The 17,364-nt window shown below is 38.7% G+C and carries 17 protein-coding genes; 12 read left to right on the top strand and 5 right to left on the bottom strand.

What is annotated here, in order from left to right; all coding sequences use genetic code 11:
• Nucleotides 1-49 precede the first annotated feature (49 nt).
• Complete coding sequence (gene mdh / locus H4J70_RS09180; RefSeq protein ID WP_182213758.1) at nt 50-985, top strand: malate dehydrogenase; 936 nt, start codon at nt 50-52, stop codon at nt 983-985.
• 166 nt (nt 986-1,151) lie between these two features.
• Here mdh and H4J70_RS09175 read toward each other — a convergent pair whose 3' ends face one another.
• Nucleotides 1,152-1,724 carry a paraquat-inducible protein A gene (locus H4J70_RS09175; RefSeq protein WP_182221734.1) on the bottom strand — a complete coding sequence of 191 codons (573 nt, stop codon included), beginning with the start codon at nt 1,722-1,724 and terminating at the stop codon, nt 1,152-1,154.
• Nucleotides 1,725-1,726: 2 nt separating this feature from the next.
• Nucleotides 1,727-2,698 carry an octaprenyl diphosphate synthase gene (gene ispB, locus H4J70_RS09170; RefSeq protein ID WP_182221735.1) on the bottom strand — a complete coding sequence of 324 codons (972 nt, stop codon included), beginning with the start codon at nt 2,696-2,698 and terminating at the stop codon, nt 1,727-1,729.
• A 227-nt stretch (nt 2,699-2,925) separates the two neighbouring features.
• Between ispB and rplU the strand changes: the two genes are divergently transcribed.
• The 4 genes from rplU to folA all read left to right on the top strand — a co-directional run bounded on the left by rplU (nt 2,926) and on the right by folA (nt 5,666).
• On the top strand, nt 2,926-3,237 hold the full coding sequence (rplU, locus tag H4J70_RS09165) for a 50S ribosomal protein L21 (RefSeq protein WP_070375737.1): 312 nt from the start codon (nt 2,926-2,928) through the stop codon (nt 3,235-3,237).
• Between the two features lie 16 nt (nt 3,238-3,253).
• On the top strand, nt 3,254-3,508 hold the full coding sequence (gene rpmA / locus H4J70_RS09160) for a 50S ribosomal protein L27 (protein WP_070375738.1): 255 nt from the start codon (nt 3,254-3,256) through the stop codon (nt 3,506-3,508).
• Between the two features lie 326 nt (nt 3,509-3,834).
• Nucleotides 3,835-4,992 (top strand): Obg family GTPase CgtA, encoded by a 1,158-nt coding sequence (gene cgtA, locus H4J70_RS09155; protein WP_070375739.1) that lies wholly within the window; start codon nt 3,835-3,837, stop codon nt 4,990-4,992.
• A 182-nt stretch (nt 4,993-5,174) separates the two neighbouring features.
• A complete protein-coding gene (folA, locus tag H4J70_RS09150) occupies nt 5,175-5,666 on the top strand; it encodes a type 3 dihydrofolate reductase (RefSeq protein ID WP_182221736.1) in 492 nt (163 codons plus the stop codon).
• Between the two features lie 99 nt (nt 5,667-5,765).
• Here the strand turns inward: folA and djlA are convergent, their stop codons facing one another.
• Genes djlA through H4J70_RS09135 form a run of 3 tightly spaced genes read right to left on the bottom strand, consistent with a single transcriptional unit; the run spans nt 5,766 to nt 8,297 of the window.
• A complete protein-coding gene (gene djlA, locus H4J70_RS09145; RefSeq protein ID WP_070375740.1) occupies nt 5,766-6,557 on the bottom strand; it encodes a co-chaperone DjlA in 792 nt (263 codons plus the stop codon).
• Between the two features lie 37 nt (nt 6,558-6,594).
• Nucleotides 6,595-7,284, bottom strand: a complete 690-nt coding sequence (gene murU, locus H4J70_RS09140; RefSeq protein WP_182221737.1) for an N-acetylmuramate alpha-1-phosphate uridylyltransferase MurU — start codon at nt 7,282-7,284, stop codon at nt 6,595-6,597.
• Nucleotides 7,281-8,297 carry an aminoglycoside phosphotransferase family protein gene (locus H4J70_RS09135; protein ID WP_259368033.1) on the bottom strand — a complete coding sequence of 339 codons (1,017 nt, stop codon included), beginning with the start codon at nt 8,295-8,297 and terminating at the stop codon, nt 7,281-7,283. The genes murU and H4J70_RS09135 overlap by 4 nt, the downstream gene beginning before the upstream one ends.
• Nucleotides 8,298-8,489: 192 nt before the next feature.
• On the opposite strand from H4J70_RS09135, the gene H4J70_RS09130 reads away from it, so the two are divergent.
• The 7 genes from H4J70_RS09130 (at nt 8,490) to H4J70_RS09100 (ending at nt 17,353) form a co-directional block, all read left to right on the top strand.
• A complete protein-coding gene (locus tag H4J70_RS09130; protein WP_182221739.1) occupies nt 8,490-10,748 on the top strand; it encodes an LPS-assembly protein LptD in 2,259 nt (752 codons plus the stop codon).
• 20 nt (nt 10,749-10,768) lie between these two features.
• The gene (gene surA, locus H4J70_RS09125; RefSeq protein WP_182213745.1) at nt 10,769-12,070 is read left to right on the top strand and encodes a peptidylprolyl isomerase SurA; all 1,302 of its coding nucleotides are present in this window, start codon (nt 10,769-10,771) and stop codon (nt 12,068-12,070) included.
• Nucleotides 12,070-13,053: a 4-hydroxythreonine-4-phosphate dehydrogenase PdxA gene (pdxA, locus tag H4J70_RS09120; protein ID WP_220465259.1), complete on the top strand. Its 984-nt coding sequence runs from the start codon at nt 12,070-12,072 to the stop codon at nt 13,051-13,053. The genes surA and pdxA overlap by 1 nt, the downstream gene beginning before the upstream one ends.
• On the top strand, nt 13,050-13,862 hold the full coding sequence (gene rsmA, locus H4J70_RS09115) for a 16S rRNA (adenine(1518)-N(6)/adenine(1519)-N(6))-dimethyltransferase RsmA (RefSeq protein WP_070375746.1): 813 nt from the start codon (nt 13,050-13,052) through the stop codon (nt 13,860-13,862). Before pdxA ends, rsmA begins: the two co-directional genes overlap by 4 nt.
• A complete protein-coding gene (gene apaG / locus H4J70_RS09110; protein ID WP_259364818.1) occupies nt 13,859-14,272 on the top strand; it encodes a Co2+/Mg2+ efflux protein ApaG in 414 nt (137 codons plus the stop codon). Before rsmA ends, apaG begins: the two co-directional genes overlap by 4 nt.
• Before the next feature lie 16 nt (nt 14,273-14,288).
• Complete coding sequence (locus H4J70_RS09105) at nt 14,289-15,110, top strand: symmetrical bis(5'-nucleosyl)-tetraphosphatase (protein ID WP_182250968.1); 822 nt, start codon at nt 14,289-14,291, stop codon at nt 15,108-15,110.
• 224 nt (nt 15,111-15,334) lie between these two features.
• A complete protein-coding gene (locus tag H4J70_RS09100; protein WP_182250967.1) occupies nt 15,335-17,353 on the top strand; it encodes a methyl-accepting chemotaxis protein in 2,019 nt (672 codons plus the stop codon).
• Nucleotides 17,354-17,364: the final 11 nt, after the last annotated feature.

Genomic DNA, 17,364 nt, shown 5'->3' with positions numbered 1-17,364 from the left:
GAAAATTTACGTATTTACTCAAATATTCTTTAACTACCGGAGACATCAAATGAAAGTTGCTGTTTTAGGCGCTGCTGGCGGAATTGGCCAAGCGTTATCATTATTATTAAAAACTCAATTACCAGCGGGTTCTGAGCTATCTTTGTATGACGTAGCACCAGTTGTTCCAGGTGTTGCTGTTGATTTATCACACATACCTACAGCTGTTACCGTTGAAGGTTTTGGTGCTGACGCATTAGGCGACGCATTAACAGGCGCTGATATCGTTTTAATTCCAGCAGGCATGCCACGTAAGCCAGGTATGGATCGTGCTGATTTGTTCGCGGTTAATGCGGGCATTATTAAAACATTAGCAGAAGGCATTGTTGCTAACTGTCCTAAAGCGTTAGTCGGTATTATTACTAACCCAGTTAACGGCACGGTTCCTATCGTTGCTGAAGTCTTCAAAAAAGCAGGTACTTACGACGCAGCTCGTGTCTTTGGTATTACTACGCTAGATGTTATTCGTAGTGAAGCGTTCGTTGCTGAATTAAAAGGCTTAAACGTTGCTGAAGTTAAAGTTCCAGTAATTGGTGGCCACTCAGGTACCACTATTTTACCACTTCTTTCACAAGTTGAAGGTGTTACTTTTACTGATGAAGAAATTGCTGCTTTAACACCTCGCATTCAAAACGCAGGTACTGAAGTTGTTAACGCTAAAGCCGGTGGTGGTTCTGCTACTTTATCTATGGGCGCTGCTGCAGCTCGTTTTTGTATGTCTTTAGTTAAAGGTTTACAAGGCGAAGATGTGGTTGATTACGCTTACGTTGAAGGCGCAGGTGAAGATGCACAATTTTTCGCACAACCGGTACGTTTAGGCGTAAATGGCGTTAGCGAAATTTTATCTTACGGTAAACTAAGTGCTTTTGAAGAAAAAGCGAAAGTTGATATGTTAGACACATTGAAAGCTGACATTACTGAAGGTATTAACTTCATCAAAGGTTAATTTGTTGAACGTTAGCATTAGCTTCATGCAGTAAATTTATATTTATTGGCTGATGTTTTTGCAATAAAAAAAAACCGCTGCTCTGTAAAGACTAGCGGTTTTTTTATCTCTAAAAATAATCAATGATAATGCTGTTGCAGATAATATCGATGAACAGATTATAGGACTAGTCGTTAAGCTGGCTTTTGTTTAGACCACTTTGACTCAGCTGCGTACCAACTAATGACAGTAAACAATAAGCACAAAAGAAATAAAAACCAGGGCCGACAGCCGACAGTGTTTCACTGCTGATCATTAAATTGAGTTTAAAGCCCATAATACTTAACGTTTGTTGGCTTGCTGTTTCTGCATGGTTAGTAGACAAAACAGCTAAAAATATCGCCACAACAAAAACGTCAGCCATTGACCATTTTCCAATCGCACCAACAAAGCTAATAATTTTTCTTTCTAGCTGAGTCTTCCTCTTAAAATAAGACCAAGCCACTAAAGCCGTTTTCAATAAAGGAATGCAAATAGAGAAAATAAAAATGAGCACAGACACTAATAAACGATCGTTCTGCCACAGCTCTTGAATTGTAGTTAACAGGGAAAGCTCTTTGTTAATTAACTCTGAGGTCAGCGCAGGTCCGGCAATAGTGGCGCTAACATCCATGCTCAAAGAGAACATCGGTAATAATATCCCTGGAATAAATAACAAAATAGCAAGAAGATTAAGATAAAAGCCGAAATGGGTCTTCATGATTATACGCTTCTATTTGCAGCAATATGGGCCAGAGATATCAGCGCTTGCTTATGTTCAGACTCGGGTAATATTTTTAACGCATCAATGGCTTTATCCGCTTCTCGCTCTGCTTGCTTTTGTGTGTACACGAGAGAGCCTGTTTGCTCCATTGCAGCGAGTATCTCGTCTAAATGCTCCATACCATTGCAATGTTCAATAGCGTCGCTTATTAGCTGCTTTTGCTGCGCATTACCGTGCTTCATGGCATAAAGTAATGGTAAAGTCGGCTTGCCTTCAGCTAAATCATCACCAATATTCTTCCCCATCGCTTTAGCATCGGCGGTGTAGTCCATAATATCGTCAACCAATTGAAAAGCCGTGCCTAAGTATTTACCGTATTCTTGCATCGCTTTTTCAATTTTTTCATCTTGCCCGGCAATAACTGCTGCTAAACGTGTTGCGGCCTCAAACAGTTTCGCTGTTTTGCAGTAGATAACCTGAAAATAACTTTCTTCGGTGGTGCTAGGGTCATTACAGTTCATTAACTGCAATACTTCACCTTCGGCAACAATGTTAGTGGTATCAGACAATATATCCATTATTCTCATATTGCCTAACTTGGTCATCATCTGAAAAGAGCGAGTATAAAGAAAGTCACCAACGAGTACGCTGGCGCTATTGCCAAATAGGGCATTAGCAGTTTCTCGACCACGACGCATGTTTGATTCATCAACAACATCATCATGTAATAAGGTCGCGGTGTGAATAAACTCAATAATGGCGGCAATAGAGATATGATCATTACCTTGATAACCAAAAGCACGTGCGGCGAGAACCGTTAGCATGGGACGCATGCGTTTTCCACCGGCATTGACAATATAAACGCCAAGCTGATTAATTAACGCAACATCAGAATTTATTTGCGAATAAATAACATTATTTACCGCTGTCATATCTTTTTGAGCGAGGGCTTGTATGTGTTTGATATCCATAGAAGGCTATAGCTACCTTTGTTGTTGTATTTGAGAGATTTTATGAAGCATGAGTTTACACGAAAATATTTAGCAATAAAGGGCTGTAGCGGAATAGTTTATCGATAAGTAAATTAAATAGAAATAGATGCGAATTAGACTTGCCTGAATAAAAATCTTCGCGTAGAATTCGCGCCCTATATTTTAAAATCTAGCGTCTAAATAAAATGACGCTTTACGGAGTAGGTATGTACGCTGTATTCCAAAGTGGCGGTAAACAACACCGCGTAACTGAAGGACAAACAGTTCGCCTTGAAAAGCTTGAGCTTGAAATTGGTGCAACAGTAGAATTCGATAACGTTTTAATGATCGCTGACGGCGAAGCAGTTAATGTAGGCGCGCCTTACATTGCTGGCGGTAAAGTAGTAGCTGAGATTGTAAATCAAGGCCGTGCTGATAAAGTTAAAATTGTTAAATTTAAACGTCGTAAGCATTCACGTAAAGAAGCGGGCCATCGTCAATGGTTCACTGAAGTGAAAATTACTGGCATTAACGGCTAATTAGGAGCGATTTAAGATGGCACATAAGAAAGCTGCAGGTAGTACACGAAATGGTCGCGATTCAGAAGCTAAACGCCTTGGTGTTAAGCGTTTTGGTGGCGAAGCTGTATTAGCTGGAAACATTATTGTTCGTCAACGTGGTACTAAATTCCACGCTGGAACAAACATGGGTATTGGTAAAGACCACACATTATTTGCTTTAACTGATGGTAAAGTACAATTTGATGTTAAAGGTCCTAAAAACCGTAAGTTTGTAAGTATTGTTGCTTAGTAACGTTACTCAAACTTAATAAAGACCCTGCTTTAAGCAGGGTTTTTTTTTGATACTTAATTACTTGAGTATCTAATACTTATTGCACTAATTAATGGCTCATTTTTAAATGACCTAAATAGTCAATAACTTCGTTGCTTCAATCCCAATAGTCAGCTATTGCTTAACCAAGCACCTCGTTGTTGAAAATTTATTTACTTTTAATGATGTAACTTTAATTAGTTTAAAGGGTATTCATTTTGTATAAAAAATAACTTTGTTTTCGTAAGTGCAAAAAATAACTTATAATAAGGCAATAGTTTAATCTTGGAGTGTTTCAAAGCACCATGAAATTCGTTGATGAAGTTGAAATTAGAGTTGAGGCCGGAGACGGCGGCAACGGTTGTGTAAGTTTTCGAAAAGAAAAGTACATTGAATACGGCGGACCTAATGGTGGTGACGGCGGTGACGGCGGTGACGTTTATTTAATGGCTGACGAAAGCCTGAATACCTTAATTGATTACCGCTTCGAGCGTTTTCATCGTGCTAAGCGCGGTCAAAATGGTCAAAGTCGTGATTGTACGGGTAAAGGTTCAGAAGATTTAATTTTGAAAGTACCTGTTGGTACACGTGCTATGGATGTAGACACCGGTGAACAATTAGGTGACTTAACCCGCAATGAACAAAAAATGTTAGTGGCTAAAGGCGGCTGGCATGGTTTAGGCAATACGCGTTTTAAAAGTAGTACTAACCGCGCTCCTCGTCAAAAAACCGATGGCACACCGGGCGAAATACGTAGTCTCAAGCTTGAGCTATTGTTACTCGCCGATGTAGGTTTGTTAGGTTTACCTAATGCAGGTAAGTCTACTTTGATACGCAGTGTTTCAGCGGCTCGACCTAAAGTAGCAGATTATCCATTTACTACGTTGGCGCCTAACTTAGGTGTAGTTCGCCTAGATACGCAACGTAGTTTTGTTATTGCTGATATTCCTGGTTTGATTGAAGGCGCAGCAGAAGGCGCAGGCTTAGGTACACAGTTTCTTAAGCATCTAGAGCGTTGTCGAATTTTATTACATCTTGTTGATGTAATGCCTGCCGATGGTTCTGATCCGCTTGAAAACGCTAAAACTATTATCAGTGAATTAGAGCGTCATTCAGCAAAACTTTTTGCTAAACCGCGCTGGTTAGTGTTTAACAAGCTTGATTTAATGTTAGAAGATGAAGCGAAAGCGCTAACAGATAGTATTGTTGCTGGCTTAAATTGGACTGGCGAAGTACGAAGTGTCTCTGCTATCAATAAATTTGGTACCGCTGACCTAACGCAAGGCGTGATGACTTTTATCGAAGGGCTTCCTCCAGAAATCGAAGAAACACCTGAAGATAAAACGGTTGAGTTCAAGTGGGATACTTACCACGAAGAAGCGGTATCCGGCGTTGAAGACGAATTAGGTGACGAAGACTGGGATGAAGATGAATACGATGTAGAAGTTGAATATCGTAAGTAATTATTCACTGTTCATTTAGTTAGTTGTTATAAAAAAGCCCAAGTATAATTTACTTGAGCTTTTTTTTTAGGGGGTAAATCGCTATCATCCCCTGATGAGTGATATTAAATAAGCCCGTGAAACAATAATGAGTTATTTCATTAAGCACATAGTGAATTATTCCCTTTAGAGAGACCATGTTAATGACCCTACTTTCGATGATTGTCGCCCATGCTGATAACCGTATTATTGGCAAAGATAATAATATGCCGTGGCACTTACCGGCTGATTTAGCCTATTTTAAAAAAACGACGTTAGGTAAGCCGATTATTATGGGGCGAAAGACCTATGAATCTATTGGTCGTCCTTTACCAGGTAGACAAAATATTGTTATTTCACGTGACCAAAACTACCGAGCTGATGGTGTAGACAGTGCTACGTCAGTCGAGCAAGCTTTACTGCTAGCGGGTGAAGTAGACGAAGTGATGGTCATTGGTGGTGGTGCTATTTACAGCCATTGTTTACCCCTCGCTAACCGTCTTTATATTACTCATATTAAAGCCGATATCGATGGCGATACTCAGTTTCCTGAATATAATACGGTGGAAGATTGGCAACTAACCAGTAGCGTGAAACTCAGTGCCGATGACAAAAATAGTTTTGATGTGGATTTTTGTGTTTATCAACGAAAATAAACACCTTAAAGAAAAAAACGCATACGCTAGTATGCGTTTTTCATTGAGCGGCTAGCAAGCTAGGCACTAATATCTGCTGGTAATAACAGGCATTAGCGGTTATTTGTTTTTAGTGATTAATTCGTATGCCCCTTGAATATCTTGTGCTTTTTGTTTGGCAATTTCCATCATTTCTGGTGGTAAACCTTTAGCAACCAACTTATCAGGATGATGTTGCGACATTAACTTTCGATAAGCTTTCTTAATATCCTTTTCAGGTGTGTCTGCTGCAACACCTAACACTTTGTAGGCATTCTCTAATTGAGATTGAGAGCTTTTACCTGATTGACCTTGATGAAATTGTGCACCAGCGATAATCATTTCTAATAGTCTATCAAGCTCTTTACTTGAAAAGCCTAATTGCTGCGCTATGGTGTGTAAGGCTTGGCGTTCATCACTGTCTAGGTGACCATCAGCAAAAGCGACTTGAATTTGAATCTCTAAAAAGAGTAATAATAAATCATGACGATTTCCGCAAACTTGTTTAAATTTTGCAAGGTTATCGTTCAGTGGAAAACCCGCCATTTTACCTTCTCTAAAGGCATCTTGGGCTTGTTGTCTTGACTCTCCTTGCAACGATAATTTGTCCATGTAAGCATTGGCGAATTCAATTTCATGCTTTGACACTAAGCCATTCGCTTTTGCCATGTAGCCCATCACTGAAAAAGAAGTGTAAAAGAATGCGCTCTGGCGTTCACTTTCTGAGCTTTTCGAGCCTGAAAGATTATTGAAATTAAGGCCTCTGCCTTTATCAAAGTTATGACCAATAAACATGCCTATTAATGCACCTAGTAGGTTTTTACTCAGCATAAAACCAAATATAAAGCCTAAAAGTTTTCCCCATATTCTCATTATCAATATTACCTGTTTGTGTTATTAATTGATTAACTTATCTATTTAGATACGCTAAACGTTCTGGCGTACCAACATCGGTCCATGCACAATCGAGTATGCTGGCTGAAACCGTACCGTCGCTAACCGCACTTTTGAGCATCGGACCAAGCTTTAATGCTGGCATGGCATTTTTATCTTTAAAAAAATCAGCGCGAAATAAACTAATACCACTAAAGGTGTAAGTATTTTTCTGTGTTGATTCTGACTGATTTACAATATTGGTGAGTTGATTGTTATCAAAAATAAAATCACCTTTTATATTATGATCAGGATTGTTAACTAAGCAGATATGCGCTAACCGGTCTTTGGCTAATGTCGGTAAGTTAGCAAAGTTAACATCAGTAAATATATCGCCGTTTATCAGCATAAAGGCTTCATTATCGTTATTATTGCTTAATAAAGGTAGCGCTTGAATAATACCGCCAGCCGTTTCAAGTGCACCACTATTTTCTGGACTGTAGCTTATATTAACCCCGAATTTTTTACCATCACCTAAATAGTCAACGATCATCTCTCCTAACCAGGCATAGTTAATAACAATATCTGTGATGCCACACTGGGCGAGTTTATTAATATGGTATTCGATTAGCGGGATCCCAGCTACTCTGAGTAAAGGTTTTGGGCAATGATCCGTTAAGGGGCGCATACGTTCACCACGACCAGCGGCTAAAATCATCGCTTTCATGTTAATGTTCCCGCTTTAAGATTTTGCATCGCAGGCAGTACTTTCACTAATAAAAGCTGATGTAAAGAGGCTAATTCAGGGTATTGCTTACTGATCTCAATAAGGTAGCTAAGTGTTAGCGGAATATCTTTTAAGTAGCCGCTTTTATTATCGCGATGATGTAAACGGGCAAATATACCACTCGCTTTAATGTGGCGTTGTAAGCCAGTTAAATCAAACCAGCGCTGCCATTGCTGGCGAGTGATATCGTTTAATGAATAGTGCTCTGTCATCATATCTATATAGCGGTTTAGTAACAATGAAACAGACTCGTTCGGCCATTTCAGGTAGCAGTCACGGAGTAACGAGACGATATCGTAAGTGATAGGACCAATGACCGCGTCTTGAAAGTCAATAATGCCGAAATTATTATCCTCGAGGATCATAATATTTCTACTATGGTAATCTCGGTGCACTAAGACTTGCGGTTGGCTCAGCATATTTTCTGTTAATATTGAAAAGCAATCTGTTAACTGCTGTTGCTCTTCAGCAGTTAATATAATTGATAGGTGCTCAGTTAATAACCATTGTGAGAAAATATTCAGTTCAAGCTCAACAAATGCTTGATCATAATGCGGTAATGCTTGAGTATTCTTGGGCAATGAAGACTGAATTTTTGGTAAAATATCGATAGCTTTTTGATAGGTGATAATGATATTTTCAGTCGATAAAATATCAGCTAATAGCGTTTCACCAAAATCAGCTAAGCAAAGAAAACCTAGTGATAAATCAGCCGCAATAATTTCAGGCACTAAGACATTATTATCCTTAAGACTCTTTTGCATAAAAACAAAAGCCGCGTTATTAGATTTATCTTTAGGGGCATCAACGGCGATAAATGAACGACCCTTTATCGAAAAACGATAATAGCAGCGAAAGCCAGCATCGCCAGTTAAGGGGGTCAATTGAATATGTTCGCCTGAAAATTGTTTATCCAACCATAGGTGTAACGCTTGAATTCGAGAGCTTGGCAAGTTTTCTATTCCTCAAGTAAATGGTACTAATAGTTATCTTAGGTGAGGGCATAAATGAGTAATGCCAACCCATATTACCAATATACCGAATTAGCACCCTAAAGAAAATTGCTATATTATCTAAGTGTTTGAGTATAAAATGTGGCTCGCTTTCATCTTTGTTGCTTTAATCATTCATCTATCGGACTTTTAATGTCATTTCCGCGCTATTTAATTTTAATAATTACTTGTTTATCAATGGCTAAATATAGTGTTGCTCAACAAGTTACCGATATTCTCGATGGTATGGCTCAATGCCCTATACCGACTTACCCACAGTTAACCGCTACTCAATCTACTGAAAAGAGTAAAGCGATCACTATTTTAGCTGATAAATCGGGTATTAATAAAAATAAAGTCGCTAAATTTACCGGCAATGTAATGTTGATTAACAGTCAGCAGACAATTCTTGCTAATGAGATTGAGCTTAATAGAGAAAGTTCATCGGTTAAGGCCACGGGCGATATTCACTTTCAAAATAAAGGCATTGATATTTTTGCCGACCAATTGAACATAAGTGAATCGCTTGGCGCGACTACCTTGAAAAATACTCAGTATCAACTCGCGGGAATAGCAGGACACGGTGGTGCTGGTATTATTTCTGTGTCTAGAGAAGGTACCTTGTCATTAATTGACTCTTCTTTTACTACTTGTTATGGCGCTTCACCTGATTGGCAAATGAATGCCAGCGAAATTAATATTTCTAAAGATGAACGTTATTTAGAAGCTTATAATGCAAGGTTTTCAGTTTTTAATGTGCCGGTCTTGTACCTACCTTATTTTACGATTCCTATTGGTGATGATAGACAATCTGGTTTTTTATATCCTGAAATTGGTAATTCAGGTAAATCAGGTTTTACCACGTCAATTCCTTATTATTGGAATATTGCCCCTAATATTGATGCGACGATTACCCCAAAATACATGTTAAAGCGTGGCAGTCAATTAATGACAGAATTTCGTTATTTGCATGATGAACAACAAGGACAATTTGATCTCGAATATCTAGATCAAGACAATGAACAAGAAAATAGCACCGATGCACGATATTTAGTGCGTATGCAACATGTTGGCACCTTTTCAGAGCGCTTTCGCGCTTTCGTTGACTACACAACAATTAGTGATGATAACTATTTAGTTGATATTGGTAGTAAGCACTACAATGATAATGATGCTTACTTATATCAAACAGGTGAATTAGCTTATTTTGCGGATAGTTGGCAAGCCAAGGTAAAATTACAAGACTTTGAAGTACTCGGCGATAATAAAACAAACTATAAAGCGCTTGCTCAACTCGAACTTGCCAGCCATCAAAAAATTGATGTTTTAGACGGGTTATTCGATGTCTATTCTGAAGTCACCAATTTTGACAATGCCGATAAAACTCAAGTAACCGCACAGCGCTATCATGTTGAAGCGGGTTTAACCTTCCCTTTGGTTACGCCAGCTTGGTTTTTGAATTCAGAATTTAAAATACTACAAACCCATTACCAACAAGACAATATTCCTTTGGAAAGTGAGCTTGAAGAAAGTGTAAGCAGAACATTACCTAAAGTCCGTTTTCATGGTGGGGTTAATTTTGATAGGCAAAGTCATTTTTGGGGAAATAGTTTTACACAAACCTTAGAGCCGCAACTGCAATATCTTTATATTCCTGAAAAAGATCAAAGTAATATAGGGCTATATGATACAACCACACTACAAGATGACTATAACGGTCTATTTCGTGATAAACGTTTTAGTGGTTTAGATAGGATAGCTCAAGCTAATCAATATTCTTGGGGAATAACGAGTCGTTTACTCGACAGTGCCAATCAAGAACAACTTAGGGTCAGCTTAGGACGAATTGTTTATCTTAATGACAGTAATTTTACCTTTGAAGAAAACCAAGGAATTGTAGCCGATGCTTCGGCATTAGCGGCAGAAGTCTACGCTCGTATAAATAGTAGTTGGCAGTTCAGTAGCGACATTCAATATAATACAGAAGATGATGTTACCAACAAGAGTCAAACCAGTATTGATTATCTTTTTGGTGAAAATCAAACAATACAATTGAACCATCGATACACTCGTGATGTCTCAGGTATAACATTAGAGCAACTATCTTTAGCGGGGAATGTCAGCATAAATAAAAATTGGCAAGTTATTAGCCGAGTAACTCAAGATTTACAGCAAAATCGAAGCATAGAAACTTATGCGGGTTTACAGTACCAAAGTTGCTGTTGGTCACTGAGTTTTGCTTATCATCGTTATATTACAGCAAACTTTGATGAACCATCGAGTAATAATAAAAATCGCGATGAATTCAACAATGGTTTTATGCTAAGATTTAGCATGAGAACAAAAGACATTACAGATATGTTCAACTCAAGTATATTTGGCTACAAACGCCCTTACTTTCTCAATAATTAAATATAAGAAATAGACGATACATGAAAAAATCATTGAAATTTTTACTTTTAACAAGCGCTTTGACGGTAACATCTTTTTTTCCAGTACAAGCACAACAAGTTGAACTTGATCGAGTATCAGCCATTGTAAATGGTGGTGTTGTTTTGGAATCTGAAATCAAAGACCTAATCGCAACCATAAAAAAACAAGCACTAAAAAATGATCAAAGTTTACCATCAGATAAAGCGTTAAGAACGCAGGTCACTGAAAAGTTGATCAACGATGCGTTGATCACTCAATTAGGCGAACGTATGGGTGTGCAAGTGAGTGATGCACAACTTGATGAAACGCTAACTAATATGGCGAAAGAAGAAAAATTAACGTTAGACCAGTTTCGTCAGAATCTTGTTAAAGATGGCACAGATTACGATAAGTATCGTGAACTAGTCAGAACTGAACTTATTTCTGGCGAGGTACGCCGCAATAGTGTTAGTCGCCGTATTTATGTTTCACCACAAGACGTGGCTAATTTGATTTCTTCTATGGAAGAAAAAATTAATACTGATGTTGAATATCGTCTGGGACACATACTAATTGAGTTCCCAGCGAATCCAACACAAGATGATATGAATGCCGCTAAAGTTCGCGCTGAAAAAGTAATTGAATTGCTTAATAACGGCAGTGACTTTGCAAAAATTGCTATTGCTTCTTCAGGCGGTTCAAATGCCTTAGAAGGTGGTGATTTAGGTTGGAAAAATATCAATGAATTACCGACATTATTCTCATCAATTGTTGATGGTGAGAAAAAAGAATCAATTTTAGGACCTATCCGTACCGGTTTAGGTTTTAGTATTGTAAAAATTATAGATATTCGTGGTTTGCAAATCGTTGAAGTAGAAGAAGTGAAAGCACGGCACATATTGATTGAACCTTCTGTTATCTTGAGTGAAGCCAAAGCTGAAAGTATTCTGCTAGGCCTTATGGACAGAGTTAACGCAGGTGAAGCTGATTTTGGCGACTTAGCTAAAGAGTATTCAGACGGACCTACTTCAGTGCGAGGTGGTGATCTAGGTTGGTCAGACCCTGATGTTTACGATCCTACTTTTAAGGCGGCCTTAGCGCGATTAAAAGTTGATGAAATGCATAAGCCTTTTAGAACTTCATTTGGTTGGCATTTAGCGCAATTAACGGGGCGAAGAACACTTGATGCGACAGAACAAATGAATGAAAGTAAAGCTCGTCGCATTTTATTCAATAGAAAGTTTGGTTTAGAAAGTGCGCGTTGGATTAAAGAGCTTCGTGATGAAGCCTATGTAGAGATTTTTAGTCGAGATACAAAATAATGACAAAGCGTATAGCTATCACGCCAGGCGAACCTGCAGGAATTGGCCCAGACTTAACCATTTTCATTGCTCAGCAAGATTGGCCCGTTGAGCTTGTGGTAATTGCTTGTAAAAAGTTAATGCAAGAGCGCGCTGAAGTTTTAGGTTTACCACTCACATTTATTGATTATGATGTTTCGAAAGCCGCTAAACCTCAAAAAGCCGGGACACTAACGATATTGTCTGTCGATATGGCTGAGGCTTGTATTCCTGGTGAGCTTAATGCTGAAAATGGTAGTTATGTCATTGAAACATTAAGAATTGCCAGTGAAAAAAATATCTCTGGTGAAATCGATGCTATTGTCACTGGCCCCGTGCATAAAGGGTTAATTAATAAAGCGGGTATCGCTTTCAGTGGTCATACAGAATATTTTGCTAGCCAAGCTAACTGTGCCGATGTCGTGATGATGTTGGCGACAGAAGGCTTAAGAGTTGCATTAGTGACAACGCATATTCCTTTAGCTTATGTTTCTAAAGCGATCACCGCAGAACGTTTACAAAAAGTCACTCGTATTTTAAATACCGATCTTATTAATAAATTTGGTATTAAAGAGCCTAAAATCTACGTATGTGGCATAAACCCTCATGCGGGAGAAGATGGGCATCTAGGTCGAGAAGAAATCGATGTGATGATCCCAGCCTTAAATGTACTCAGAGATGAAGGCATCAAGCTTATTGGGCCATTACCTGCTGATACTATCTTCCAGGAGAAGTACTTAAGTGATGCTGATGCCATTTTAACTATGTATCACGATCAAGGCTTGCCAGTCTTGAAATATAAAGGCTTTGGCGCTTCGGTTAATATTACCTTAGGCTTACCTTTTGTTCGAACCTCGGTAGATCACGGTACCGCACTTGAATTAGCGGGTACCAACTTAGCTGACCCAGGAAGCTTTATTGAAGCAATCACCACAGCCATTAAATTAGCAAATAATCAATCATGAATAATAAAACTCATCTAGGCCACCAGGCCAAAAAACGCTTTGGACAAAACTTTTTACATGACGAAGGTGTGATCAGTAAAATTGTTGATGCTATCGACCCTGAGCCGGGAGAAAATCTTATCGAGATTGGTCCTGGATTAGGCGCATTAACCGAACCGGTTATTGACCGAGCGGGTGCCATTTCTGTTGTCGAACTTGATAGAGATCTTGCCCATCGTTTACGCCATCATCCTTTTATTGCTGATAAAATTACTATTTATGAAGCGGATGCCCTTAAATTTGATTTTAGTGAAATAGCGACCGCAGAACGACCTTTAAGAATTTTTGGCAACTTACCTTACAACATTTCTACGCCACTTATTTTTCATCTTTTAACGTTTAAAGATAGCGTGAAAGATATGCACTTTATGCTGCAAAAAGAAGTTGTTCAACGCATGGCTGCTAGTGAAAATTGTAAAGCCTACGGTAGGCTTTCAATCATGACGCAATATCAGTGTCAGGTTATCCCTGTTATGCAAATAGGCCCAGAAGCTTTTAAGCCAGCGCCTAAGGTTGATTCTGCTATCGTGAGATTAATCCCTCATGGTGAGATTAAAAATCCAGTAAAAGATATTAAATCGCTTAACCAAGTTTGTTTGGCGGCATTTAACCAACGTAGAAAAACGATACGCAATAGTTTTAAAAAATTGTTTACGGTTGAACAATTAGCGGCTTTAGGTATCGATGCAAGACTTCGTGCAGAGAACTTACCGATCACAGATTATATCAAACTGGCAAATTTCTTAACTGATAACCCGGTTGAGTTATGAAGGACGATTCAACATTAACTACAGTCGAATCGATTTCTATGGGATATGATATTTCGGTCAGTGTTAAAACTGAGTATATTGCCTCACAATTGATTGAAAACGAAAAGAACTATGTATTTAGTTATACGATTAGTATTGCCAATAATAGTAATAAACCGGTTAAATTATTGTCTCGTTATTGGTTGATTACCGATGGCGACAATAAGACCTCTACCGTTGCCGGTGAAGGTGTTATCGGTAAGCAGCCTATCATAGCGCCAGACAACACGTACACTTATACCAGCGGTTGTATCTTAAAAACCCCGGTCGGTACTATGCAGGGCCATTACCAAATGCTAAGTGATGATAATGACTTGCAACAAGTTGAGATACCTGTTTTTGGTTTAGCTCAGCCACACATTCTTAACTAACTGCGACGCTTCGTTTATGGCTATCTATTTTGTCGGAGATATTCAAGGCTGTTACCACGAACTACGCGCCTTACTAGACCAAGTTGCCTTTTCGCCTGAAACTGACCAGCTTTGGCTAGCGGGTGATCTGGTTGCTAGAGGTCCAGACTCCTTAAAAACGCTGAGATATATAAAAGCACTGGGTAATAGTGCTCGAGTGGTTTTAGGTAATCATGACCTGCACTTATTAGCTATTTATGGTGGCTTGAAAAAAGCAAAAGCTAGCGATTGTTTCGATGAATTATTAGCTGCTGCAGACGTTGATGAGTTAATGGATTGGCTTGCTAGTCAACCGCTTATCCAAAAGTTACCCAATGAAAATGTTTATATGAGTCATGCAGGTTTGCCACCCTTTTGGACACCTGCAGAAGCTATGGAACAAGCAAACGATGTTAATATCAAGCTAGCATCAGCGCTAAGAAATGATTGGTTAGCCATAATGTATGGTGAAGAACCTAATCTATGGTCTTTGGCAAAATCTGCTGATGAAAAATTTCGAGTGACCGTTAACTCACTGACCAGAATGCGTTATTGCCAACTCGATTATGGCTTAGAATTTTCATGTAAGCTTGCAGTTGAGCAAGCACCTGCCCATATAAAACCTTGGTTTGAGTTTACACAAAAACAAACAAATTATAGTTGGATATTTGGTCATTGGGCTTCATTAATGGGGCACTGTCCTGTTGACAATATTTATGCATTAGATACAGGGTGCGTCTGGGGCGGACATCTAACGTTATTACGATGGTCTGACAAGCAGTTGTTTACTGAGCCTTGCCACAGTGCAAAACAAAAATAAAAAAACTTATGATAAAGCAATAACTAAAGGTGAAAAATAGCTTAAGCTTGTTATAATAAAATTAATGGTTAAGTTTTTAACAATATTAACCGATAATCTAATCGACAATAATGACAAATAAGCTATGATTATTGGCTTTGAAAATATAGGCCTGCATTCAAGGAAGTAGCAATTAATTTAGTTTACACTCGTACTCAATACTATCTATTTACACGGTGACATTTATGAATTTAACGGTAGCAATGAAAATAATGGGTGGTTTTGCCATTATTGCAGTTTTACTAGTAATAACTAGTGCTATATCTTTATGGAATTTGAACATAATTAAAGGCTCTACTGTACAACAAAGTGAGTTAGCGATCCCGACATTAAAAGGGAGTAACAAGCTTGCTAATACCTTAACGCAAATAGGTAACCTTACTTTACGTGCTTACTATCAAACCGAATTAACGCCACTTAATAATAATCTTACGGCATATAATCAAGATAAAGATGACTTTTCTACTGAGCTGAAAAAATTAAAGCAAGTGGTGCGAAATGAAAACTCTTTATTAACTAATCTAGGTCAAGTCGATTCAGTTTATGCCGAACTCGAAAAAGAAATAGGATTGGTTTTTAGTAATAGGCAAGCCAGTATTAACCAAGCGCTTATTTTAAGAGAAAAAATAGCCAACCTTGAAGAAAAAGCTGATGATGCAGCTACGATGTTATTAGACCTTGCCGACCATGATTTAGCTGACACTAAGCTTCAGCGAGCGGTTAGCTTAGGTGAAAGTATTGAAACCTTACTTAATGGGCTAGTAAGCTCAGCACTTGAATATCGAGGTTTAATCGATAGGTCGTCAACAGATTTAGTGGGTAACCAAATATCCAATAGCTTTGTTGATGTAAATAAATCATTTACCGATATTATATCCGAGTTATCTAATCAAGGCGCCGAAGATGTAGCTGATGATTTGTCTGTTGCTTTGAGTGAATTAACTGAATTAATTAACTCTAACAATGATATTTTTTCTCACAAAGATAAACAACTGATTGCCCTTAAAGTCGCAACAGAAAACTTAGATGCTGCAGAACGCGACATTAAAAAAGCCAATGCTATTTTAGAAAAACAAGTCGATTTAGCGAATCAAACTGCGATGACGGCGGGTAAACTTGTTCAAGAAAAAGTGGCCGATGGTAATTCACAAACCATAGGTATTATGATTTTTTCAATTGTTGCCGCAATTGGTATTGCTTGGTTTACACTGCTTAGTATCACCCGACCACTGTCTTTGGTTAATAAAATGCTTAACATCGTTGCTTCTGGTGATTTATCTCATAAGTTAGATGAAACGGGTAAAGATGAATTTGCTGAATTATCACGTAACTGTAATTTATTAATTGATAGTTTGCGTACGCTTATTCAAGGTATTGTTAGTCGCTCTACACAACTAGCAACTGCCGCAGAAGAAACTTCAGCGGTAACCGCACAAGGTACCATTGCTATTGCAGAGCAACGTTCACAAGTTGAACAAGCCGCTTCTGCGACTACGCAAATGAGCAGTACTTCTCAAAGTGTACTATCTAGTGCTAATGATACACTAGGTGAAATAAAGCAAGCTGATGACGAAGCCAAGCGTATAAAAATTATTTCTGAACGTAATCGCCAAACTATCGGCTTACTTGCTGACGAAGTTGAAGAAGCAGCACAAGTTATCAATAAACTACAGCAAGACAGTGCTTCTATCGGTGGTATTCTTGATGTCATTCGCGGCATAGCTGAGCAAACTAACTTACTGGCATTAAACGCAGCTATTGAAGCCGCTCGTGCCGGAGAGCAAGGTCGTGGTTTTGCCGTAGTTGCTGATGAAGTAAGAACGCTAGCTAGTAGAACACAAGTATCTACACAAGAAATACAAAACATGATTGAGGTATTGCAAACCGGTGCTCAACGAGCTGTTGGCGTTATGGATACGGGTAAGAAGCAAGCCGCAAATTGTGTAGAGCAGAGCGAAGAAGCTGAGAAAGCGTTGCAAACTATTACTCATTCGGTTCACGAGGCATTTGATAAAAGTACTCAAATTGCCGCGGCTGCTGAAGAACAAAGTGTCGTCGCTCATGAGATTAGCGTTAATTTAGAATCTATTGTTGCCATTGCTGAACAAACAACGGCAGGTGCACAGCAAACGGCACAATCAAGTAATGAAGTCGCTAAGTTAGCTGAAGAATTACAACAGTCAGTGCAAGAGTTTAAGCTATAAGTGCTAATCGC

It is taken from the genome of Colwellia sp. BRX8-9, from assembly GCF_014077245.1.
In the GTDB taxonomy this organism is placed as follows: domain Bacteria; phylum Pseudomonadota; class Gammaproteobacteria; order Enterobacterales; family Alteromonadaceae; genus Colwellia_A.
This window is presented reverse-complemented; position numbering and strand designations above follow the sequence as displayed.